This window comes from Phytopseudomonas seleniipraecipitans, from assembly GCF_900102335.1.
GTDB classification, from domain to species: Bacteria; Pseudomonadota; Gammaproteobacteria; order Pseudomonadales; family Pseudomonadaceae; genus Aquipseudomonas; species Aquipseudomonas seleniipraecipitans.
In genome coordinates this window covers 234412-255195 of record NZ_FNBM01000004.1, presented here as the reverse complement: position 1 = coordinate 255195, position 20784 = coordinate 234412, and the positions used below count along the sequence as shown (strand labels likewise).

22 protein-coding genes are annotated in these 20784 nt (G+C 62.5%); 8 read left to right on the top strand and 14 right to left on the bottom strand.

The annotated features are described in order from the left end of the window. Positions 1–68: 68 nt before the first annotated feature. Genes BLS60_RS11235 through BLS60_RS21480 form a run of 5 tightly spaced genes read right to left on the bottom strand, consistent with a single transcriptional unit; the run spans position 69 to position 2177 of the window. Entirely contained in the window at positions 69–707 is a 639-nt protein-coding gene (locus BLS60_RS11235; RefSeq protein WP_092367928.1) for a DUF3618 domain-containing protein, read from the bottom strand. Beyond that, the gene (locus tag BLS60_RS11230; RefSeq protein ID WP_070881796.1) at positions 704–1111 is read right to left on the bottom strand and encodes a phage holin family protein; all 408 of its coding nucleotides are present in this window, start codon (positions 1109–1111) and stop codon (positions 704–706) included. The genes BLS60_RS11235 and BLS60_RS11230 overlap by 4 nt, the downstream gene beginning before the upstream one ends. Beyond that, positions 1111–1521 (bottom strand): hypothetical protein, encoded by a 411-nt coding sequence (locus BLS60_RS11225; RefSeq protein WP_092367925.1) that lies wholly within the window; start codon positions 1519–1521, stop codon positions 1111–1113. Before BLS60_RS11225 ends, BLS60_RS11230 begins: the two co-directional genes overlap by 1 nt. A 44-nt stretch (positions 1522–1565) precedes the next feature. Continuing rightward, on the bottom strand, positions 1566–1991 hold the full coding sequence (locus tag BLS60_RS11220) for a YgaP-like transmembrane domain (protein ID WP_070881798.1): 426 nt from the start codon (positions 1989–1991) through the stop codon (positions 1566–1568). Positions 1992–2036: 45 nt separating this feature from the next. Continuing rightward, on the bottom strand, positions 2037–2177 hold the full coding sequence (locus tag BLS60_RS21480) for a hypothetical protein (protein ID WP_167357664.1): 141 nt from the start codon (positions 2175–2177) through the stop codon (positions 2037–2039). A gap of 285 nt (positions 2178–2462) precedes the next feature. Here BLS60_RS21480 and BLS60_RS11210 point away from each other — a divergent pair, with 285 nt between their 5' ends. Continuing rightward, positions 2463–4256, top strand: coding sequence for a thiamine pyrophosphate-requiring protein (locus BLS60_RS11210; protein WP_092367922.1), 1794 nt, complete (start codon positions 2463–2465; stop codon positions 4254–4256). Here the strand turns inward: BLS60_RS11210 and BLS60_RS11205 are convergent. Continuing rightward, the gene (locus tag BLS60_RS11205; RefSeq protein ID WP_092367919.1) at positions 4253–4750 is read right to left on the bottom strand and encodes a CinA family protein; all 498 of its coding nucleotides are present in this window, start codon (positions 4748–4750) and stop codon (positions 4253–4255) included. The two genes, BLS60_RS11210 and BLS60_RS11205, sit on opposite strands and share 4 nt — an antisense overlap. Before the next feature lie 173 nt (positions 4751–4923). On the opposite strand from BLS60_RS11205, the gene BLS60_RS11200 reads away from it, so the two are divergent. Together BLS60_RS11200 and BLS60_RS11195 are read left to right on the top strand one after the other, a co-directional pair. Then, positions 4924–5724: a glucose 1-dehydrogenase gene (locus BLS60_RS11200; protein ID WP_092367916.1), complete on the top strand. Its 801-nt coding sequence runs from the start codon at positions 4924–4926 to the stop codon at positions 5722–5724. Beyond that, a complete protein-coding gene (locus tag BLS60_RS11195; RefSeq protein ID WP_092367913.1) occupies positions 5717–7528 on the top strand; it encodes a glycoside hydrolase family 15 protein in 1812 nt (603 codons plus the stop codon). Before BLS60_RS11200 ends, BLS60_RS11195 begins: the two co-directional genes overlap by 8 nt. A gap of 25 nt (positions 7529–7553) precedes the next feature. Here BLS60_RS11195 and BLS60_RS11190 read toward each other — a convergent pair whose 3' ends face one another. The 6 genes from BLS60_RS11190 to BLS60_RS11165 all read right to left on the bottom strand — a co-directional run bounded on the left by BLS60_RS11190 (position 7554) and on the right by BLS60_RS11165 (position 13487). Then, positions 7554–7796, bottom strand: coding sequence for a hypothetical protein (locus BLS60_RS11190; RefSeq protein ID WP_092367910.1), 243 nt, complete (start codon positions 7794–7796; stop codon positions 7554–7556). Positions 7797–8135: 339 nt separating this feature from the next. After that, on the bottom strand, positions 8136–8990 hold the full coding sequence (locus BLS60_RS11185) for a DMT family transporter (RefSeq protein ID WP_092367907.1): 855 nt from the start codon (positions 8988–8990) through the stop codon (positions 8136–8138). Positions 8991–9160: 170 nt separating this feature from the next. Next, the gene (locus BLS60_RS11180) at positions 9161–10630 is read right to left on the bottom strand and encodes a sodium:solute symporter family protein (RefSeq protein WP_092367904.1); all 1470 of its coding nucleotides are present in this window, start codon (positions 10628–10630) and stop codon (positions 9161–9163) included. Between the two features lie 119 nt (positions 10631–10749). Then, entirely contained in the window at positions 10750–11142 is a 393-nt protein-coding gene (locus BLS60_RS11175) for a RidA family protein (protein ID WP_092367901.1), read from the bottom strand. A gap of 20 nt (positions 11143–11162) precedes the next feature. Further along, positions 11163–12620 (bottom strand): N-acyl-D-amino-acid deacylase family protein, encoded by a 1458-nt coding sequence (locus tag BLS60_RS11170; protein WP_092367898.1) that lies wholly within the window; start codon positions 12618–12620, stop codon positions 11163–11165. Positions 12621–12623: 3 nt separating this feature from the next. Beyond that, positions 12624–13487 carry a MurR/RpiR family transcriptional regulator gene (locus BLS60_RS11165; RefSeq protein ID WP_092367895.1) on the bottom strand — a complete coding sequence of 288 codons (864 nt, stop codon included), beginning with the start codon at positions 13485–13487 and terminating at the stop codon, positions 12624–12626. 173 nt (positions 13488–13660) lie between these two features. On the opposite strand from BLS60_RS11165, the gene BLS60_RS11160 reads away from it, so the two are divergent. From BLS60_RS11160 to BLS60_RS11150, 3 genes are all read left to right on the top strand, one after another. Next, positions 13661–14881 carry an amino acid deaminase gene (locus BLS60_RS11160; protein ID WP_092367892.1) on the top strand — a complete coding sequence of 407 codons (1221 nt, stop codon included), beginning with the start codon at positions 13661–13663 and terminating at the stop codon, positions 14879–14881. 76 nt (positions 14882–14957) lie between these two features. Then, positions 14958–15920: a sugar kinase gene (locus BLS60_RS11155; RefSeq protein ID WP_244153396.1), complete on the top strand. Its 963-nt coding sequence runs from the start codon at positions 14958–14960 to the stop codon at positions 15918–15920. Between the two features lie 152 nt (positions 15921–16072). After that, on the top strand, positions 16073–17128 hold the full coding sequence (locus BLS60_RS11150; protein ID WP_092367889.1) for an NAD(P)H-dependent flavin oxidoreductase: 1056 nt from the start codon (positions 16073–16075) through the stop codon (positions 17126–17128). Here BLS60_RS11150 and BLS60_RS11145 read toward each other — a convergent pair. Together BLS60_RS11145 and BLS60_RS11140 are read right to left on the bottom strand one after the other, a co-directional pair. Continuing rightward, positions 17125–17496: a VOC family protein gene (locus BLS60_RS11145; protein WP_092367886.1), complete on the bottom strand. Its 372-nt coding sequence runs from the start codon at positions 17494–17496 to the stop codon at positions 17125–17127. The two genes, BLS60_RS11150 and BLS60_RS11145, sit on opposite strands and share 4 nt — an antisense overlap. Before the next feature lie 132 nt (positions 17497–17628). Then, the gene (locus tag BLS60_RS11140) at positions 17629–17898 is read right to left on the bottom strand and encodes a hypothetical protein (RefSeq protein WP_070881809.1); all 270 of its coding nucleotides are present in this window, start codon (positions 17896–17898) and stop codon (positions 17629–17631) included. 469 nt (positions 17899–18367) lie between these two features. On the opposite strand from BLS60_RS11140, the gene BLS60_RS11135 reads away from it, so the two are divergent. After that, on the top strand, positions 18368–19591 hold the full coding sequence (locus tag BLS60_RS11135) for an aspartate aminotransferase family protein (protein ID WP_092367883.1): 1224 nt from the start codon (positions 18368–18370) through the stop codon (positions 19589–19591). Between the two features lie 131 nt (positions 19592–19722). Further along, the gene (gene aruF, locus BLS60_RS11130) at positions 19723–20739 is read left to right on the top strand and encodes an arginine/ornithine succinyltransferase subunit alpha (RefSeq protein WP_092367880.1); all 1017 of its coding nucleotides are present in this window, start codon (positions 19723–19725) and stop codon (positions 20737–20739) included. The last annotated feature ends 45 nt before the right edge of the window (positions 20740–20784 follow it).

Below are 20784 nucleotides of genomic sequence, written 5' to 3'. Positions count from 1 at the left end.
TCGTTTCTGTCCTATCGCCATCTGTATGGCGGCCCTGGCTTGTTGACCAGGGTCGCACACGCCTCTGATCAGATCGCGCCAGGGCGGAACGGTGGCTCGTCGTCGATATCCTCGAAACCCTCGGCCAGGTTGGGGATGTCATAAGCCTCGGGCTCGTCCTTGCGACCGAGCCCAGCGAGGCCGACGACCGCGCCGATTGCCAAGCCTGCGGCGACAAATGCCCACGGGCGGCGATGCAGCGCTCCGTTCAGCTTGTCCGCGCCGTGTTTCACTTGATCCTTTACGGTTTGCGCGCCATCCGCCAGGTCATGCAACTTCTGTCTGGCTGCGTGGGTGCTCTGGTGCAGCGCCTGTTTGGCTTCGTGCAAGGCATCGGCCAACGATTCGTGGTCGGTCGGCTCAGCAAACTCCTCGACTGGCTGCGGGCGCCCGCGAGTCTGCTCGATCGCCAGCCAGGCCAGGCCGATAGCGGTCATGGCGACAGGCACCGGATTGGACTTGATGGTTTGCCCCAGCCGCTCGGCCAGTTCCAGCCCGCCACTTTCGCGCCCGTAAGCCAACGCCTGATCGATGAGGCGTTGCGGCGTTAGGCGCGCCTCGACGTCGTCGATCAACGCGTCGATGCGGCTGCGCTGCTGATCGATTTCCTGCTCGAGCACATCCGGGGCTTTCAGCGATTCGGCTGCGATGGTGCTATGAGTACTCATGACATTTGCCTCTGCACGGCTTCCTTGTCCTTCTGTAAGGAGTCCAGGGTGCGTTCGGGGGTGAGTTGAGACGGCGCGAATTTCTGCTGACCGATCCTGAGCATGATCAAACCGATCACCACGACCACGACGCCGACGATCAATGCTGCCAGCCAGGGCGCTACCACGGTGCTCAAGCCATATACGGCAGAGAGCAGCAGCATCAGCAGGCCGCACAGCAGCACGATGGCGCCGCCAGCGACGGCCGCGATGCCGGTCTTGGTGGCTTGCAGCGAGGCATTCAGCTCAACCTTCGCCAATGCCAGCTCTTTGGTGAACAGCGTCTGCACTTCCCGTGTCAGCTGGCGTAGCAGGCCGAGCAGAGAAGGCTCCATTGGAGGTTGTTGCCGCGGATCGTCGTTCATCACAGGGCTCCTTTTCGCACGTATCTACCGGGAAAGCGTTCAGGTTTGCGTAACACCAGGCTGAGCGCCAAACCAAAGGCCAGACCGCCCGCTGCCAACCAGAAAGGATGGGCGCGAGCGAAGCGATCGACACTGTCTACCGCGTCACTGCGGACATTGTTGAGGGCGTCGCGCAGCGCCGTGAGCTGGCGCGCAGCTTCACTCAGCCGATCCGGCCCATGCGCGGCGTCGAGATTTTCCAGATCGGCGATAGTCGAGCGGGCCATGCTTGCCAGCGCTTCCAACTCATCATTATGCGACTGATCCGTGTGGATACGGGCGCGCAGCTGTTCTTCAGCATCATGCTGCCAGTGCCCAGATATAAGGGTCGGCGGACGCTTGTGCGGCCGCTCGTTGCTGTCGTTATCCATGTGGCTACACCTGTTCATGCTTGAAAGGGGCTGCGCGTCTCTGCTCAGCGGCTCTGTTCGCGGCTGGCCAGTTCATCCGCAACTGAGGTTTCGATGTCCATCGGCGCCGGAGTCACCGGCGTGATCGGTGCTGTCGGCGCAGTTGCCATTGGCGTGGCACGCGTGCGGTCGGCCAGCTCCTCGGCCATCAATACCAGCTCTTGCAGGCGTTGCACGCGAGCACGCAGGTAGCGGATTTCTCCCAACGGATCGTCCATGGCGCTTTTCACGCTGCAATGGCCGCTCAGGCCACGCAGCAGCAACAGGCTGCCGGCGCTCAACTGGCGGGTACCCTGCTGGCCGTGTTTGCCGGCGCCCAGCGCGGCAAGCAACAAGCCTCCGCCGATGGACAGCAAGCGTTCCCAACCCCTTACGTTCTGGCGTGCGGGCTGCTGTCGAGTGGGTTGCGATTGCGGTTCAAAGGCGACCATGGATTCACTCCTACTGATGGTTGATGAATGACCGGGTGCCCGCGCTCAAACAGGGTCGGGCTGTGGCTTGTCCGGTAAGACATCGTTATCCGGTTCATGGGGATGGCCGAGGGGCGCGGGCTCGCCTGGCGCGTCCAGTGCGCCGGGCGCCTGGGTGGGATCTTCGCTAGGTACTCGCTGGCTCATGATGCGTCCTCCGGTCTGCTCTCTAGGTGGTTTGAGGGTGGTGGGCGCTGCATGTTCGATCTTTTTGCCGAGAGGTTTGCAGGCACCGCCAGGCCGTTGGGCAGCGGCCAGACGCAGGCGTAGCGGCGGGTTGGCAGAAACCTTAAACCTCCGCCGATTGGCTCCGGTCAAGATTGTTACGCCTGCGCAGAGATGCGTTCGGGCTTACAGTCGCGCACGCTGACGCCGCGTGGCAACTCCATCCATGTCGGCCCGCCACGGGCCTGAACTTCGAGCGAGTTTTCCATGAGCATGACAGTCGCAGATTTCATCGTCGAACGCCTCTATCAGTGGGGTGTTCGACGCATTTATGGCTACCCGGGCGATGGCATCAACGGCGTATTCGGTGCGTTGGCCAGGGCAGACGGCAAAATCCGTTTCATTCAGGCGCGGCACGAGGAAATGGCAGCCTTTATGGCGGCTGCCGATGCCAAATTCTCGGGCGACCTGGGGGTCTGCATTGCCACCTCCGGCCCGGGCGCCGCGCACTTGCTCACCGGTCTGTATGACGCGCGCATGGACCACATGCCGGTGCTGGCGATTGTAGGCCAGCAGGCGCGCAATGCGCTCGGCGGGCACTACCAGCAGGAAGTGGACCTGCTGTCGATGTTCAAGGACGTCGCGGGTGCCTTTGTGCAGCAGGCCAGCTCGCCGGCTCAGGTTCGTCATCTCGTCGACCGCAGCATCCGCACCGCCCTGGGTGATCGCCGTGTGACCGCGATGATCCTGCCCAATGATCTGCAGGATTTGCCCTATGAGGAGCCGGCGCGGGAACACGGCACCCTGCATTCCGGTGTCGGTTACAGCCGTCCACGGATGCTGCCGTACGAGGAGGATCTGCGGCGCGCTGCCGAGGTGCTGAATGCCGGCAAGAAGGTGGCGATTCTGGTCGGCGCCGGTGCGCTCGGTGCCAGTCAGGAGGTCGCGCAGATTGCTGAGGTGCTCGGCGCGGGCGTCGCCAAGGCGCTGCTCGGCAAGGCGGTACTGCCCGATGATCTGCCCTGGGTGACCGGCTCCATCGGTTTGCTTGGCACCAAGCCGAGCTACCAGTTGATGAATGAGTGCGACACCTTGCTGATGATCGGCTCGGGCTTCCCCTATGCCGAATTCCTGCCCAAGGAAGGCCAGGCGCGCGGCGTGCAGATCGACATCCAGGCGGACATGCTCGGCCTGCGCTACCCGATGGAGGTCAACCTGCAGGGCGACTCCGCGGAGACCCTGCGCGCCTTGCTGCCGCTGCTTGAACGCAAGACGCTACGCACTTGGCGTAAGCGTGTCGAGCGCTGGACCGGGCAATGGGAAACCACGCTACAGCGCCGCGCCATGGCCTCGGCTGATCCGATCAATCCCCAGCGGGTCGCCTTCGAGCTGTCGCCGCGCCTGCCGGATCGTGCCGTAGTGACCTGCGACTCCGGCTCCTGCGCCAACTGGTTCGCTCGCGATGTGAAGATTCGCGAAGACATGCTCTGTTCGCTGTCCGGTGGGCTGGCGTCGATGGGCGCAGCGGTGCCCTATGCCATTGCGGCCAAGTTCGCTCATCCGGATCGTCCGGTAGTGGCGCTGGTTGGTGATGGTGCGATGCAGATGAACAACATGGCCGAGCTGATCACCGTCGCCAAGTATTGGCAGCAGTGGCAGGACAAGCGCTGGATCTGCGCGGTGTTCAACAACGAGGACCTCAACCAGGTGACCTGGGAGCAGCGCGCCATGGAGGGTGATCCGAAATTCTCGGCGTCGCAGGACATCCCCAACGTCGCCTACCACCGGTTCGCCGAGTCGATCGGCCTGAAGGGCATTTATGTCGACCGCGAGGAAGATGTCGCCCCGGCGTGGGAAGAGGCGCTGGCGGCGGATCGGCCGGTACTGATCGAGTTCAAGACCGACCCGGACGTGCCGCCGCTGCCGCCGCATATCAGCCTGGCCCAGGCGAAGACGTTCGCTACCACGCTGTGGCAGGGCGACCCGAACCAGCGTGGCATCATTCGTCAGGCCACCAAGCAGGTGCTGGGCTCGATCCTGCCGGGCAAGGCTCGCCGCTAGCCCTCGGCCAAATGCTGCGCGTGCCAGTGCGGCAGGCGCAGCAGGGCGAACTCTGCCGCTTCATCAAGTACCTGCGAGCGGTCACCGGCGAAATGCTCGGTGCTGGAATACAGGTGCATCTCCCCCGATTCGCTACGAAACGCCCAGGCAAAACACAGCGTGCCCGGCGGGATGTCGTCCTGCCCATCCGGGCCGGCTACGCCGGTGGTCGCCACTGCGACATTGGCGGGGCTGCCATTCAGCGCGCCGCTGGCCATTTCCCGGGCAATTTCCTCGCTGGTCAGGTTGAAGGCATCCAGCGTCTCCTGGCGCACGCCTAGCAGGCGCTTCTTGGCGGCAGGTGAATAGACGACATGGCCGCTGTCCAGGCATTCACCACTGCCGGGAATCTTCGCCAGCAAGGCGACGATCATCCCTGCCGTGCAGGATTCCGCTGTGGTCAGGTACAGCTTGTGCTGCCGCAGGTAGTCGAGCAGCGCTTCGATACTGTGCATAAGAGTTTCCTGTTGTTTCCACCGTCCTGAATATCGAGAGGCGCGCAGGCCTGCGGGTGCGGGGATTCTGATCAGCGGCGCTGGCCATGACCGGCTCCGTGGCACCTGCGCTTTACATGAACTCTGCCGCTTGTCAGCCAGTCAGGTGTTACAGGCTCAAAAAGGGGAACCCCATGCACATCTCATTGAAGAATCAGGTTGCCCTCGTCACCGGCGCCAGTTCAGGCATCGGCGCGGCGTCGGCCAAGGCGCTGGCTGATGCCGGTGCGGCGGTGGTGCTCAACTATCGCTCCGGCCGTGAGGCTGCCGAGCAGCTCGCTGGGGCGATTCGTGACAACGGCGGCCAGGCGATTGCGGTTCGCGCCGATGTGTCCAGCGAAGCAGAGGTCGAGGCAATGTTTGCCGAAACCGTCGCCGCGTTTGGACGGCTGGATATTCTCCTCGCCAACTCCGGCATGCAGCGCGATGCGCCCACGGTGGACATGAGCCTGGACGACTGGAATCGTGTACTGCAGGTCAACCTCACCGGGCAATTTCTGTGCGTGCGCGCGGCGTTGCGACAGTTTGCCCGGCAGGAGATTCGCGAGGACGTATCGCGCGCTGCGGGCAAGATCATTCAAATGAGCTCGGTGCACCAGCTTATTCCCTGGGCCGGGCACGCCAACTACGCAGCCTCCAAAGGCGGCCTCGATCTACTGATGCGCAGCGTGGCGCAGGAGGTCGGCGAGCAGCGCATCCGCGTCAATGCCATTGCACCTGGCGCGATTCGCACCGCGATCAATCAGGACGCCACCGAGGGCGAGGCGGGCAAGTCGCTGCTCGAATTGATTCCCTACGGCCGCATCGGTGAGGCCCAGGACATCGCCAATGCGGTGGTCTGGCTGGCTTCCGATGCCGCCGATTACGTTCACGGCACGACCCTGTTCATCGACGGTGGCATGAGCCTTTATCCGGAGTTTCGTGACAATGGCTGATATCCAGGCGCGTCAGATACCCATCGAGGCGCACGGCATCATCGGTGATATGCGCAGTGCAGCGCTCGTCGCCGACAGTGGTTGTGTGGACTTTTTCTGCTGGCCGGATTTCGACAGCCCGTCGATCTTCACCGCGCTGCTCGACAGCCCCAAGGCTGGGGTCTTTCAGCTCGCCCCGGATCTGCCGAATGCGCGGCGCCAGCAGCTCTACCTGCCAGACACCAACGTACTGCAGACACGCTGGCTGGACGATCAGGCGGTTGTGGAATGTACCGACCTGATGCCGATCAATGCCGACGTGGATGATGACCCGCGGCTGATTCGGCGCATCCAGGTGGTTTCCGGCAGCGCCCGAATCCGCATGCGCTGTCGGGTTCGTCACGATTACAGTCGCGCCGACACCCAGGCGCAGATGAATGGAGCGGATGTGGTCTTTCACGCGCCTGGGCAGCCGAGCTTGCGCTTGTCCTCCAGCCAGACGCTGACCGTCGACGCGCATTGCGGGATCGCCGAGTTCGAGCTGCGCGAAGGCGAGCACGCCGAGTTCGTGCTTGGCGCGCTGGACGACCCACTGGTGGCTGCCGGTGCCTGCGAGCATTGTCTGCAGGAGACCCTGACGTACTGGCGACGCTGGATCAAACAGTCCAACTACCGCGGGCGCTGGCGCGAGATGGTGCATCGTTCGGCATTGGCGCTGAAGCTGCTGACCTCGCGCAAACATGGCGGCATTATCGCTGCGGCAACGTACGGTCTGCCTGAAGCGGCGGGTGGTGAGCGCAACTGGGATTACCGCTATACGTGGATTCGCGACGCCTCCTTTACCGTCTATGCCTTCATGCGGCTGGGCTTTTCCGAGGAGGCCATCGGGTTCATGCGCTGGGTGCGCGAGCGAGTGGACGGTTGCACCGAAACGCCCGCCAAGCTGCGTATCCTCTATAGCCTGCGCGGTGAGCATCAGTTGCCGGAAAGCTCTCTCGATCATCTGGCGGGTCATGGCGGCGCGCGGCCGGTACGCATCGGCAATGAAGCGCATGAGCAAACCCAGCTGGATATTTTCGGCGAGCTGCTGGACGCGGTGTACCTGGCCAACAAATACGGCGAGGCGATTTCCCATGACGGTTGGCGGCATGTGGTCGATATCGTCGATCAGGTGTGCGCCAGCTGGCAGCAGAAAGACGTCGGCATTTGGGAGATTCGTGGCGAAGAACAGCATTTTCTGCATTCGCGCCTGATGTGCTGGGTGGCGCTGGATCGAGCCATCCGCCTGGCGCAGAAGCGTTCGCTGCCTGCACCCTTTGCGCGCTGGAACGAGCAGCGGCAGGCCATTCATGACGACATCTGGAGCAACTTCTGGGACCCGGACGCGGGGCATTTCGTCCAGCGTATCGGCTGCCGAGATGTTGATGGTTCCATGTTGCTGATGCCTCTGATGCGTTTCGTGGCGGCAACTGATCCGCGCTGGCTGGCCACGCTGGAAGCCATCGAGCAGCAATTGGTACGCGACGGCATGGTCTATCGCTACCGCACCGACGACGGCCTCAAGGGTGAGGAAGGCTCGTTCGTCGCCTGTTCATTCTGGTATGTCGAGTGCCTGGCACGCGCCGGGCGCACCGAGCAGGCGCATCTAGAGTTCGAGCAGCTGCTGCGCTATGCCAACCCGTTGGGCCTGTATGCCGAAGAGCTGGATCGCCGCGGTCATCATCTGGGCAACACGCCTCAGGCGTTGAGCCACCTGGCGCTGATCAGCGCTGCCAACTTTCTCGATCATAAACTCAGTGGTGAGCGAACCACTTGGCAGCCCTGAGGATCGGAGCAGTCGAGCGCAGCGGTCAGGCCCGCTGTTCGCTCGGTAGCGCATTGCGCACCGGGAGCACGTCGAGAATCTCGATGCCGAGTTGCTGAATCATCTGCCGGACCGAACCATTGGCGGCTAGCCCCAGTGGAGAGTGACCAGCCGGCAGTTCGGCATTGAGAATGGTGAATTCCACTGCCTTCATATTGGGAATGAAGCGAGTGGTAAGGGTCTGTACGCGCTGTTCGCCGTCGCGTGAATAGATGATCAAACAATCCATTGCTCACTACCCCCGAAATCTGTGGTTGTCGTGCAGGCCATAAGGCTACGCCAGGGACGAGGCGGGCACCGTTGATGGCCTGCATTTCGATGATCCTGCAGTCAGGCCGGGTGCCGTGCCGCTGCGTGTGTGGCAGCGAACGTATTACGCATGGGAAAGCAGGCCCTTGCGGTACGGGTCTTGTTGCCCGAATTCGCAGCTTAGACGAGAAATTGCCAGGAGAAGGTACCGCGACAATTGCGACAACGGTGTGAACCCTCGTTGCAAGATGATCGACGGCAGCACCGCGCTATCGGTAGTGGTTGACTACTGTACTCGCAGGCTTGCCGCTGAAATGGTTCAGGTACTGGCCTTGAGGCCTGCCCAGGCGACCGCAGCGAGAATCAGCATGCCGCCCAGTAGCATGCCGATGGTCGGCACCGAACCGAACAGCAGCCATGCCCCGGCGATGGCATAGATCGGTTCCATGGCAATCACCACCGCAGCGGTATGGGTGCGTACATGGCGCAGCGAGGCGATGAACAGGCTATAAGCCAGCGCCGTGCACAATACGCCGAGCGCGGCCAGCTGCCACCAGTCGTGGCTGGTAATTGCGGGAAGCTCAGGCAGGCACCAGGGCAGCAGCACCACGCTGATGGCCAGGCATTGCCACCAGCACGAGGAAAGCCCGTCGACCTTGCTGGAGAAATGCTTGTTGGCAACCGCGATGGCTGCGTAACTGGCGCCCGACAGCACGCCCCAGAGCAAGCCCTCGGTAGCGCCGTCACTCAAATCGAATGAGGGCGTGACGAGCATCAGCCCCACCGATACCAGCAGCAAAATGAGACTGTCGGTGCGGCCCATGCGCTGGCCGAAAACCAGCCGCTCGATCAGCGCGGTGAAGGCCGGGAACGAAGCGAACCCCAGGGTGGCCACCGCCACGCCGCCTGTTTGCACCGCCAGAAAAAAGAGAATCCAATGCCCGCCCAGAGCGACGCCAGTGGCCAGCAGCTTGGCCACGGTAGCGCCACTTACCCCATGCCACGGGCGCAGATTCAGGCACAGGCAAATCACGCTCAAGGCGAGCAGGGCGAACGCTGCCCGGCCGAGTACGATCATGCTCGCGCTGACATTCAGCGACTCGCCGAATAGCGCGGAAACGCCAACCAGCAGAGCAGCTGAGTGCAATTGGACCTGGGCGATGCGATGGCTCATGGATGAAACGCCTGGAAAAATACATGGAGTGCTCAGGCACGCTCATGCGCCACGTAACCTGCGCGACCCGGCCTGCTCTCCTCGCTAAGGTGCCGGTTACCGCACACGGTGAAAAGAGGTTTCATCAAGCCTTCGCTGACGGCGTCAGCGAAGGCTTAAATCGCGGGGGCTCACGAAGTGATTTTTACCGGTGTTTCCATTGCCTGGCGCTCTTCGGTAATGCGAGCCAAGGCCTCTTCCGGGGTGATCTGGCAGCGAGGAGTGAGCAGTGACACCGCCACACCGGCGGCAACCGCGGCCAGCACGGCCGGAATACTCGGGTTACCCCAGTAAGCCGTCCAGTCTGCATTGGCGATGATGGCCAGCGAGGTGCAGGACGCTGCGATCAGCGTGGCGATTGCGCCTTGCCAGTTATAGCGGGGCCAGAACTTGCCGAGGATGGCGCAGACGAACATGCCGGCCATGACCGTGGCGATCATCTTGGTGATGTAGCTGATGATGTTGTCCGAGGTCAGTGCGAACGCCAGTGCCAAGCCAATCGTGAACAGCAGCGCAAAGCGCGAATAGCGCACGATGCGTGCGGCCGGTGGCGTATGGCCGGTGACCAGGATGTAGACGTCGCGCATCAAGATGGACACGCCTGCCAGGGCGTCTGAGCTCGCGCTGGACATCGTGGCGGAGAGGCCTGCGATCATCACCAGCAAGCCCAGCCCGAGCGGCAATACCTGGGTTGCCAGGAACGGGAACGCGTAGTTGCTGTTTTCCAGATTCGGCGCGAGGGTGTGAGCGGCCATGCCGATGATTGCCGGAATGATGGAAAAGCCGAGGTACAGCACGCCGGTGAAGATAAACGAGCGGCGCACGCTGCTGACCGAATCTGCCGAGTAGATGCGCTGGCGAAAGGACGGCGTTGCGAGCACGCCGATCGCCACCACGGCGGCGAGGGATATGGCCGGAATCAGCCCCAGGCTGCTTATCCCTAGAATACCTGTGGTGGCGGCGTCCATCTGGTCGCTGAGGTGTTCGAAACCGCCTATCTCGACCAGCGCGAACACGGCCATGGCGATGAAACCGATGAACAGCAGGATGGCCTGGATGGTGTCGGTCCAGACAACGGCCAGGTAGCCACCGATGATGCAGTACAGGCCGAAGCCGACGGCCACCACGAATTTCGCGGTGTTCAGGTCGATATCGGTAATCCAGGCCAGGTACATGCCGCCACCCAGGATGTGCGCTCCCAGCCAGCCGATGCTGGCGATGTAGATCAGCAGCGCCACTACGTTACGCACAACCCGGCTGCCGCCCACGTAATAGGCCAGCTCCTCGCTCATGGTCATGAAACGCAGTTTGCGCACCGAGGCGAACAGCACTGCCAGCAGCAGAATACCGATCGAGCCGCCGATGCCGTACAGCGCGCCGGCCCAGCCGTTGTTGTAGCCGAAGCCCACCGCGCCCATGCTCGAGCCGGTGCCGACCATGGTGGCAACTGTGGTGCCGATGGTGAGAAACAGCGGAATGCTGCGCCCGCCGAGAAGGAAGTCGTCGCCATTGGAGCGGTGGTTGCGCGAGACCCACCAGCCCAGCGCGATCATGGCGAGCAGGTACACGAAGAAACTGCCGAGAAAGATGTTGCTGTTCATACCTGACCTCAGATTGGAATGATTGTTGATGAGGTAGCGGTAAGCGAGCCAGGCAGTGCCGCACCTGGCTCGGCCTTACGGTGATGAAACGATGGGTCTCCTTCGATGCGAGCGAATGATCAGGCGCGAGAGGCCTTGAAGCACTTCACGTCGACCTCGACCTTGCAGTCGACTACCAGATCCTGAACGCTGCAGATGCGCGCGGGCGGATGGTCAACGAAGACCTCTTTGAAGACCTTGTTGAACGAGCTGAAGTAGCGCGCATCGGTCAGCACGGTGGTTACGTGCACCACGTCTTCTATGCCGTAGCCGGCCTCGGCCATGATGTCGAGGCAGTTTTGAAAGGCCAGGCGCGATTGCTCGACGATGCCGCCTTCGACCACCTCGCCGTCTTTCATCGGCGTCTGGCCGGAGACGTACAACCAGCCACCAGCCTCGACTGCGCGTGAGAATGGCAGCTTCTGCCCGCCGGTTCCGGTTCCGCCTTCGGCGCCATAACGTTTAATGCTCATAAGGTTCTCCTGGGTGATGATTAAAGTTCGGGGGATTTGGCCGCGCGTTTGAGCAGGCGGCCGGCGCGTTCTACGAGGCGCCCGTGCTGATAGGCCACTGCGCCGTTGACCACCACCAGCTCGATACCTTTCGCGGCGGCGATTGGGGTGGTGAAGGTGGCGCTGTCCTGCACCTTGTCGAAGTCGAACAGCGTCAGATCGGCATAGGCACCGACGCGAAGCTCGCCGCGATCACACAGGCCAAAGCTGCGGGCGGAAAGGCCGGTCATCTTGTGAATGGCTTCGGGAAGCGTGAATAAGCCCTGGTCTCGGCAGAAATGCCCAATGACGCGGGGGAACGCGCCCCACAGCCGCGGATGCGGATGGGGGTCGTTCGGCAAGCCATCTGAGCCGACCATGCTCAGCGGATGCCGCAAGATGCGACGCATGTCGTCTTCCGCCATGTTGTGATAAACCGCGCCGGCAGGTTGCAGGCGGCGCGCGGCGTCGAGCAGTGAGACGCCCCAGGTGTCGGCGATGGCTTGCAGGGTCTGACGCGCCATCTGCGGGTGCGCATCGGACCAGGTGATGAATATCTCGAACTCGTCGGTAACCTGCCCAAGGTCGAGGGTCGAGGAGCCGGCGGTGTATGGGTAGCAGTCGCAGTGACAGCTATGTTGCTGCGCCGCCTGCTCGAGTTTTTCCAGGGCCAGTGGCGCGGTACCCCAGTTGCCGACCCCGGCGCATTTCAGGTGGGAAATGACCAGCGGCGCCTGGCCATGGCGAGCGGTCGCCACGGCTTCGTCCATCGCGTCGAGGAGCCCGGCGAACTCATCGCGAAGGTGAGTGGTGTAGATGCCGCCCGCTGCGCCGACTTCTTCAACCAGTGCCTGCATCTCGGCCGCCGGCGCGTGCCGGGCGTTGATATAAGCCAGGCCTGAACTCATGCCGATGGCACCATCAGCCAGCGCCTGGCGCAAGGTGGTGCGCATGCGCTGGATCTCATCAGTGCTGGCGGGACGATCGAAACGCTCCATGAACGTCGCGCGCAGCGCCGTGTGCCCGACCAGCGCTGCGACGTTGACGCTCGGCTGGGCCGCCGTAACCGACTCGGCATAGGTGGCGAACGCGGGGTAACGGAAGTCCTCGACGCGGCCGAGCAGGTTCATCGGGTCGGGAACGGTGGGGCCTGAAAGGCTAACCGGCGACGCGCTGATCCCGCAATTACCGACGATGACGGTGGTAATGCCCTGAGTGAGTTTGGGCAGCATCTCCGGCATGCGTATGACATTGATGTCGTCGTGGGTGTGCACATCGATGAAGCCGGGGGACAGACACCGACCGTTGCCCTCGATGCAGGTATCCGCCGACCAGTCGCGCAGGTCACCGAGCGCGACGATGCGCTCGCCAGACACCGCCAGGTCGCCGGTAAAAGGTGCGGCTCCCGTGCCATCGATGAGCTGAACGTTACGAATCAGCAGGCTGGCGTGCTGTGGCATGTCTCAATCCCCCAGGGGCTGACGGTTGTGGCCGCCACGGTGGGCGTCGAGCGTGAGCTTCAGGCGGCGCAGCTTGTCTCGTGAGCGTTGCCGGTGTCGCAATGCCAGGCGCATGGCGAGCACATCGATGGCCGCCAGCATGGCGTAGCGCGACGAGGACGGGTGGTAGATGAAATCGGTTTCGCGTGCGGCGATGGGCAGCACCACATTGGCCTGCTGCGCCAGGGGGGAGTCCGTCGCGGTAAGGGCCAGTACTTGGGCGTCATAACTGCGGGCAATACGCGCCGCATCGACGATTTCCGGGGTGTAGCCGGTGACCGACAGCGCCACCACCACATCACTGGGGTCGAGCGTGGCGGCGACCATGCGTGGCATCAGCGCCTGGGAATACGCGCTAACCGCATAACCCAGGCGCACCAGGCGGAACTGCATCTCCTGAGCGAGCACCACCGAGCCGCCACCGGCGCCGAAAATGATGATCTGCCGCGCGCCATCGAGCAGATCGAGCGCACCCTCGATGTCTGCATTGGCGATGAGTTCGCGGTTGAGGTCGAGCGTCTGCTTGGCAATTTCGTATACCGCGCCGATGCCGTCTTCTTCGCTGGCCTCTTGGATGAAGCGGCGACCGACCGCGAGTGACTGTGCGAGGCGCAGCTTGAGGTCACGCACATCCTGACAGCCGATGGACTTGGCAAAGCGAGTGACGCTGGCATCACTGACGCCGGCGCGGGCTGCGATGGCTGAGATGTTGGCACTGGTCACGAAATCGATATCGTCGATGACCATCGCCGCCACCTTGCGCTCGGCTTCGCGCAAGGTCGGGTAGCGTTCTGTGATGCGCGACAGGATGTCGATTTCCAAATTCACTTCATGACTCCGTTGCTTACCGAAGGCGGATCAAAAGAATCGTGCCTAGGTTGTGATAATTTCTAACTTAAAAAAATAATTTGTGATAGTTATTTTCCGTGATTCAATCCAATCGATCTCGTAAGGCCTGACTGCACGGCCTTCCATGCAAAAAAACCGAGAAGGATCCAGACATGCGATCTGCTGACCTGAGCGAAGCGCCGCAACCCGGCGTGGAGAAAGCCGCAATCATCGGCGCGGGGCGCGCCTTGCTGCAGGACGTCAGCCTGCCTGCAGCGGTCGTTTACGAACGCCCTCTACAGCACAACATTTCCTGGATGCAGTCGTTTGCTGAGCGCCATAGCGCTCGATTGGCGCCACATGGCAAAACCACCATGACGCCTGGCCTGTTCCATCGTCAGCTCGAGGCCGGGGCGTGGGGGATTACGCTCGCCACTGCTACTCAGTGCGTGGCGGCTTTCGAGCACAGGGTGACGCGGCTGCTGATGGCCAACCAGCTCGTCGGCGCTGCAAATATGGCGTTGGTGGCCGGTTTGATCGCCAAGGGCGCCGAGTTCCACTGCGTGGTCGACAGTGTGGAAAACGTGCAGGCACTCAATGGCTTTTTCTCGGCACGAGGCTTGCAACTGCACGTGATGATCGAACTGGGTGTCGAGGGCGGTCGTTGTGGTGTGCGCAATGATCGCGAGCTGGAGGCGCTGCTGACCGCGCTCGAGCAATCACCCGCACTGAGCTTGTCCGGCATCGAAGGCTATGAAGGCATCATTGCTGGGCAAACCCCGATCACCGACGTGCGTGCTTACGCCGATCGACTGGTCGATACACTCATGCGCCTGAAACGCACGCATGCATTCACTACCAGCAAGCCGGTGGTTACCGCGTCTGGTTCGAAGTGGTTCGACCTGATCGCCGAGGCCTTCGATCGCGCCGATCTGCGTGATGAGTACACACCGCTGCTGCGCCCTGGTTGCTATGTGGTTCATGACCACAAGCTGTACGCCGGTGCGATGGAAGAGGTGAAAGGTCGGCACCCGGACCTGCAGGGTGAGTTGCTGCCTGCGCTGGAAGTGTTTGCTCATGTTCAATCGCTGCCCGAGCCGGGGCTGGCTATCGTTGCGCTCGGCAAGCGCGATATCGGATGTGATCCCGACTTGCCGATGCCGCAGCGCCTGTACCGCGAAGGCCATCCGCCACGTGATGTTAAGGGCTGGGGCGTCAAGCTCATCATGGACCAGCACCTGTTTCTTTCGGTGCCGGGCGGGGAGGCGCTTGCAGTCGGTGACATCCTGTCCTTCGGCACGTCGCACCCCTGTCTCACTTTCGACAAATGGCGGCAGGTGCTGCTGGTCGACGATGCGCTGAACGTCATCGAGGTGATGCCGACACGTTTCTGAGACGTCCCTGCTGGGCCATTGCAGGCCCGGCTCCGTAGAAAATCCGACAGCTATGCGCACAAGTACAGGAGCGCCTATGACGATTCTTTCCAACGCGGCTGCACCGGCCACGGTCGGCTTGATCGGTGAGTGCATGGTTGAACTTCAACAGCACGCCGACGGTGGTATGCGGCAAACCTTCGGAGGGGACACGCTCAATACGGCGGTTTACCTCAGTCGCTTGTGTCGCTGCGATGGCGTGGTCGTCGATTACCTCACCGCTGTGGGCGACGACGCACTGAGCCAGGCGATGCGCGCGCGCTGGCGTGAAGAAGGCGTCGGTGATGGACAGGTGCGGATCGTGGCGGACCGTTTGCCTGGCCTCTATATGATCCAGACCGACGCGCAGGGCGAGCGAACGTTTCTCTACTGGCGAGGCGAGTCCGCGGCGCGCTACTGCTTTGATGGGTCGGGCGCCGATGAGCTGTTGGCTGCTCTTGGCGATTACCAAATGCTCTATCTCAGTGGTATCAGTCTGGCGATCCTCACCGTTGAAGGGCGTCAGCGATTACTCGATGCCCTCCGTCAGGCGCGTGCTCGAGGCACGCGTATCGTGTTCGATAACAATTATCGGGCACGGCTATGGCCGGATGCGGCGCATGCACGCGCACACTATGCAGAGCTCTTGGGCATGGTGGATATCGCACTCGTCACCTGGGAGGACGACGTTGCGGTATTCGACTTCGAGACGCCGGAGCAACTCTTCAACTATTACGCAGACCAGGGCGTGGGCGAGGTAATCGTCAAGCGCGGCGCGCGCAGCTGTCTGCTGCAAACCGCCGATGGTCGCGCTGAAGTGCTGGCAGAGCCAGTCGAACAGGTTGTGGATACCACCGCCGCCGGTGATGCGTTCAGCGCCGGCTACCTGGCCGGCCGCCTGCAAGGCTGCGATCCGCAGCAAGCGGCGCGCTGGGGGCACCGCTTGGCAGGTGCCGTGATTCAGCACCCAGGCGCGCTGATCCCCTTGAACGCCATGCCGTCCATGCCGGTGCTACGCTAAGGCAGGTTGACGCGCATCGCAGCGCTGGATAGGCAGGGATGTGTCACCCGCTTCATGTTTCGCAACCCTGGCGCTGCACGCCTTGCAGTTGAAATTGAGAGGAGGTGGGTTATCTTTGATCCCCTCTGGGTAGGTTTTTCGAGGATCGTCGTATGAACTGCGCAGTCTTGGGTATCGACTATCCGATCATTCAGGCACCCATGGCCGGCACTGCCACCCCGGCGCTCGCTGCGGCGGTGAGCAATGCGGGCGGTCTTGGCTCGATTTCGATTGCCGCGGTTAAGGCCGAGGTTGGCCGGCAGATGATCATCGAGACCCGCGCCGGAACCCGTCGTCCTTTCAACATCAATGTGTTCTGCCATCGCCCCAGCATTGCTGATGCAACGGCAGAGCACGTTTGGCTTGAACACCTGCAACCTTATTTCGCCGAGCTTGGCAGCGATGCGCCGTCAGCTATCGGTGATATCTACAGCAGCTTCTATGATGATGACGGCCAGCTGGACGTTTTGCTTGAGCAGCGCCCGCCGATCGTCAGCTTTCATTTGGGGCTGCCGCCGCAGGATCGTATCGATGCGCTGAAGAAGGCAGGCATTATCCTGCTGGCCTCGGCGACCACGCTGGAAGAGGGGCGTTTGCTGGAAGCGGCCGGCATCGATCTGATCGTCGCGCAGGGCATCGAAGCTGGCGGTCACCGTGGGGTCTTCGAACCGCAGCGTGGCGATCAGGGTATTGGCACGCTGGCGCTGGTGCGGGTGCTGGTTCGCCATCTGTCGCGACCCGTGATCGCGGCGGGTGGCATCATGGACGGCGCCGGCATTGCTGCCGCCATGGCCCTGGGTGCCAGTGCTGCGCAGCTGGGCACGGCGTTTATTCTCTGCCCCGAATCCGCAGCCAATGACGCCTACCGGCGCATGTTGAGCAGCGAGCGGGCACAGGTTACCCAGGTGACCACGGCGATCTCGGGCCGTCCGGCGCGCGGCATCGTTAATCGGTTCATCGCTGAAGTGGGCGCACCCGGGCATCCGCCCGTGCCTGGTTTCGGCATCGCCTATGACGCCGGCAAGCAGCTTATCGCTGCCGCAGCGAAGGCCGGCAACGCAGAGTTCGCGGCACACTGGGCCGGGCAGGGCGCAGCGCTGGCGCGAGCACTGCCTGCGGCACAGTTGGTTGAGGTGCTACAGCGCGAGTACCTGGCTGCGCGGGGCTAACTGCCCTGGCGCGGTCGATATACGCGGCTGGAAATGCTCACGCCGTTGCCGTCCGGGTCTTTGCTGTTGGCGAATCCGTAGCCCTGAGCCTGGTGGATCGGGCCGAACTCCAGTCCGTTGACCAAAGCACGGCTGCGGAAGGCTTCCAGGTTCTCAACGTCGAACACCAGCTTCACCCGAGCCTGATTGCCCTTCAGCGATTTGGCGGCGCGGTGCACCAGCAGAATCAGGCCGCCACGTGGGTGATGTAGCTCAACCACGCCCTGGCTCTCCTCGCTGGGCACGAAGCCGAAATGCTGCTCATAAAAGGCACAGGTCTTGACCGGGTCATTGGCATACAGCATGACTTGGCTGCTGGGCGCACTCATCGGCGAGCTTCCTGAAAGGCGGGTGGGAGGGTGCTCCACGATGGCGGGGCATCTGGCGATAGAACAAAGCAGAATGTTGGTGTCGAGAAGGGCCGACAGAGGATGTCGGCCCTGAGCAGGAGGCTGCCCGAGTCAGGCAGTATGCAGCTGGACTTCTTCAATGGTGTCGTGCCGCACAGGTGCTTCGACCCCGGTCAGTTCGCTGATCAACAGCCATTGTTGATCGAGCTCCTGGCTCACGGCGCCCAGGCGGGTAATCATCTTGGAGGCCGCCGAGCGCACGCCGCTGTCGTCGCTGCGTAGCAGATCGAACGAGAGCGCGGTCATAGCCGCCGTCATATGGGTGATGGTGCGTGACGTGAGCGTGAGCAGCTCGGTCAATTGTTGTTCTTTTGCGTTCATCTCGCGCTTCCTTGACTGTACGAGTCGATGCACTGCATTGAGGGATGTGCCGGGCCGTCAAAATCCTTGAGCCAGCCTTGAGTGGACACCGTTCACGATTGGCGGTCGTGATGCCTGCAAAATGATACCACCGTCACGCCAGCTGTAGACAAGAGGCCTCTCGACGAGATGAAGATAATTTTCATATGCGCGTTTAACCTGCACGACCCCGGCCTTTGGGCCTTGCAGCGGCATGTCCCACCCGCTTATTGATGCGTTGATGATAAATATCGGCCGCCCGGTGCGCCGGGACGGCGGCAACGTTTAAACTGCGCCTCACCAGCGCGGCATGAGGCTTTTCCCGCGTCTGGTCCTGGGTTGGCGCTGTAAGAACTTGTCGCATGCCGGCAATGCCGGCCCTGGAACGCCCCCTACAATCTTTCGCATCGTTGGCCCGCTGGGCCGGCGTGTTCTCGTCAGGAGAGTTTCGATGTCAGTTCAGCACGACCCGGTGCAACGCGCCGATTTCGACCAGGTGATGGTACCCAGCTATGCGCCTGCGGCATTCGTGCCAGTGCGTGGGGCAGGGTCGCGCGTCTGGGATCAGAGTGGTCGTGAGCTCATCGATTTCTCCGGTGGCATTGCCGTCAACGTACTGGGCCACGCCCATCCAGCGCTGGTTAAGGCGCTGACCGAACAGGCCAATACCCTGTGGCATGTGTCCAACGTGTTCACCAACGAGCCGGCGTTGCGCCTGGCCAAGAAGCTGGTCGAGGCCACGTTCGCCGAGCGCGTGTTTCTCTGCAACTCCGGCGCCGAAGCCAACGAGGCGGCCTTCAAGCTGGCCCGTCGTGTTGCCCACGACCGCTTTGGCGCCGACAAGTACGAAATCATCGCTGCCACCAACAGCTTCCATGGCCGCACCCTGTTTACCGTCAGCGTCGGTGGCCAGCCGAAATACTCCGATGGCTTTGGGCCGAAGATCCAGGGCATCACCCACGTGCCTTACAACGATCTCGAGGCGCTCAAGGCGGCCATCAGTGACAAGACCTGCGCCGTGGTGCTGGAGCCGATCCAGGGCGAAGGCGGCGTGCTGCCGGCAGACCTGGCTTATCTGCAAGGCGCGCGTGAACTCTGTGATCAGCACAACGCGCTGCTGGTGTTCGATGAAGTGCAGAGCGGCCTGGGACGTAGCGGTCATCTGTTCGCCTATCAGCACTACGGCGTAACGCCGGATGTGCTGTCCAGTGCCAAGAGCCTGGGCGGTGGCTTCCCGATCGCCGCCATGCTGACCAGCGAAGCGTTGGCCAGCCACTTGGCCGTCGGCACCCACGGCACCACCTACGGCGGCAACCCGCTGGGCTGCGCGGTGGCCGAAGCGGTGCTCGATGTGGTCAACACCCCTGAGGTGCTTGATGGCGTGAAGGCCAAGCACGAGCGCTTCAAGACTCGACTGCTGCAGATTGGCGAGCAGTACGGTGTGTTTTCCGGCGTGCGCGGCATGGGCCTGTTGATCGGTGCGGTGCTGTCCGACGCCTGGAAGGGCAAGGCGCGCGCCTTCTTCGACGCGGCGGCTGAGGAAAATCTGATGATTCTCCAGGCCGGCCCGGACGTGGTGCGTTTCGCCCCGAGCCTGGTAGTCGAGGATGCCGACATCGACGAAGGCCTGGACCGTTTCGAGCGTGCTGTGGCCAAGCTGGCGGCCGCTGCTTGATCTACCTGACTGGCGGCCTGAGTGCCGCCAGTACTCATACTCGCCTGACCGGATGATCCGGTCGGCATCACGGATGATGGTTCTCGCTGCCGGAGACTGCTGTCTCCGGGTTCTGTTGAAGGAGTGACACCATGCTGGTGATGCGCCCCGCGCGAATGACCGACCTCGCTGAAGTCCAGCGTCTGGCTGCTGACAGCCCGGTCGGGGTCACCTCGCTTCCGGATAACGCCGAGCGCCTGCGCGACAAGATCACCGCCTCGGAAGCCTCGTTCGCCGCCGAAGTGAGCTTCAATGGCGAAGAGCGCTATTTCTTCGTCCTCGAAGACACCGAATCCGCTCGTCTGGTCGGCTGCTCGGGCATCGTCGCCTCGGCCGGCTACTCCGAGCCGTTCTACAGTTTCCGTAACGAAACCTTCGTTCACAACTCCCGTGAGTTGAAAATCCACAACAAGATCCACGTGCTCTCGCTGTGTCACGACCTGACCGGCAACAGCCTGCTGACCAGCTTCTATGTGGAGCGCTCGCTGGTGGACAGTGTGTGGTCCGAGCTCAACTCCCGGGCGCGCCTGCTGTTCGCCGCCTGCCACCCGGAGCGCTTCGCCGATGCGATGGTGGTAGAGATCGTCGGTGAGAGCGACGACGCCGGCGAGTCGCCGTTCTGGGATGCAGTGGGTCGGCATTTCTTCGGCATGAGCTACGCCGAGGCTGAGCGGTTATGCGGGCTGCGCAGCCGCGCCTACCTGGCCGAGCTGATGCCTCATTACCCGATTTACGTGCCGCTGCTGCCGGATAGCGCCCAGGAGTCCATGGGACTGGTGCACCCGCGGGCGCAGGTATCGTTCGACATTCTCATGCGCGACGGTTTCGAAACCGATCACTACATCGACATTTTCGATGGCGGGCCGACGCTGCATGCACGCACGTCGGGTATCCGCTCCATTGCCCAGAGCGCGGTGGTACCGGTGATGCTCAGCGAAGCGGGCGAGGGCGGTCAGCCGTACCTGATCAGCAACGAGCAGCTGCAGGGCTTTCGCGCGGTAATCGCCGAACTCAACTGGGCGCCCGGCCAGCCGGCTGTGCTCGACCCACTCACGGCGCAGACGCTCGGCGTCAGCGAAGGCGGTCAGGTCCGGTTGGTGGCGGTATGAGGTTGTCAGCGATGCATGCCACGTGTCTGGCCCGCAGTTTTCCGG

What these genes read in the sequence shown, in the direction of transcription:
- BLS60_RS11205 (WP_092367919.1), bottom strand. Translation starts at nt 4,750, where the DNA reads ATGCACAGTATCGAAGCGCTGCTCGACTACCTGCGGCAGCACAAGCTG.
- BLS60_RS11175 (WP_092367901.1), bottom strand. Translation starts at nt 11,142, where the DNA reads ATGAGCATTAAACGTTATGGCGCCGAAGGCGGAACCGGAACCGGCGGG.
- BLS60_RS11150 (WP_092367889.1), top strand. Translation starts at nt 16,073, where the DNA reads ATGAACTGCGCAGTCTTGGGTATCGACTATCCGATCATTCAGGCACCC.
- BLS60_RS11145 (WP_092367886.1), bottom strand. Translation starts at nt 17,496, where the DNA reads ATGAGTGCGCCCAGCAGCCAAGTCATGCTGTATGCCAATGACCCGGTC.
- BLS60_RS11200 (WP_092367916.1), top strand. Translation starts at nt 4,924, where the DNA reads ATGCACATCTCATTGAAGAATCAGGTTGCCCTCGTCACCGGCGCCAGT.
- BLS60_RS11190 (WP_092367910.1), bottom strand. Translation starts at nt 7,796, where the DNA reads ATGGATTGTTTGATCATCTATTCACGCGACGGCGAACAGCGCGTACAG.
- BLS60_RS11235 (WP_092367928.1), bottom strand. Translation starts at nt 707, where the DNA reads ATGAGTACTCATAGCACCATCGCAGCCGAATCGCTGAAAGCCCCGGAT.
- BLS60_RS11170 (WP_092367898.1), bottom strand. Translation starts at nt 12,620, where the DNA reads ATGCCACAGCACGCCAGCCTGCTGATTCGTAACGTTCAGCTCATCGAT.
- BLS60_RS11225 (WP_092367925.1), bottom strand. Translation starts at nt 1,521, where the DNA reads ATGGATAACGACAGCAACGAGCGGCCGCACAAGCGTCCGCCGACCCTT.
- BLS60_RS11155 (WP_244153396.1), top strand. Translation starts at nt 14,958, where the DNA reads ATGACGATTCTTTCCAACGCGGCTGCACCGGCCACGGTCGGCTTGATC.
- BLS60_RS11230 (WP_070881796.1), bottom strand. Translation starts at nt 1,111, where the DNA reads ATGAACGACGATCCGCGGCAACAACCTCCAATGGAGCCTTCTCTGCTC.
- BLS60_RS11210 (WP_092367922.1), top strand. Translation starts at nt 2,463, where the DNA reads ATGAGCATGACAGTCGCAGATTTCATCGTCGAACGCCTCTATCAGTGG.
- BLS60_RS11195 (WP_092367913.1), top strand. Translation starts at nt 5,717, where the DNA reads ATGGCTGATATCCAGGCGCGTCAGATACCCATCGAGGCGCACGGCATC.
- BLS60_RS11160 (WP_092367892.1), top strand. Translation starts at nt 13,661, where the DNA reads ATGCGATCTGCTGACCTGAGCGAAGCGCCGCAACCCGGCGTGGAGAAA.
- BLS60_RS11140 (WP_070881809.1), bottom strand. Translation starts at nt 17,898, where the DNA reads ATGAACGCAAAAGAACAACAATTGACCGAGCTGCTCACGCTCACGTCA.
- BLS60_RS11185 (WP_092367907.1), bottom strand. Translation starts at nt 8,990, where the DNA reads ATGAGCCATCGCATCGCCCAGGTCCAATTGCACTCAGCTGCTCTGCTG.
- BLS60_RS11220 (WP_070881798.1), bottom strand. Translation starts at nt 1,991, where the DNA reads ATGGTCGCCTTTGAACCGCAATCGCAACCCACTCGACAGCAGCCCGCA.
- BLS60_RS11135 (WP_092367883.1), top strand. Translation starts at nt 18,368, where the DNA reads ATGTCAGTTCAGCACGACCCGGTGCAACGCGCCGATTTCGACCAGGTG.
- BLS60_RS11180 (WP_092367904.1), bottom strand. Translation starts at nt 10,630, where the DNA reads ATGAACAGCAACATCTTTCTCGGCAGTTTCTTCGTGTACCTGCTCGCC.
- aruF (WP_092367880.1), top strand. Translation starts at nt 19,723, where the DNA reads ATGCTGGTGATGCGCCCCGCGCGAATGACCGACCTCGCTGAAGTCCAG.
- BLS60_RS21480 (WP_167357664.1), bottom strand. Translation starts at nt 2,177, where the DNA reads ATGAGCCAGCGAGTACCTAGCGAAGATCCCACCCAGGCGCCCGGCGCA.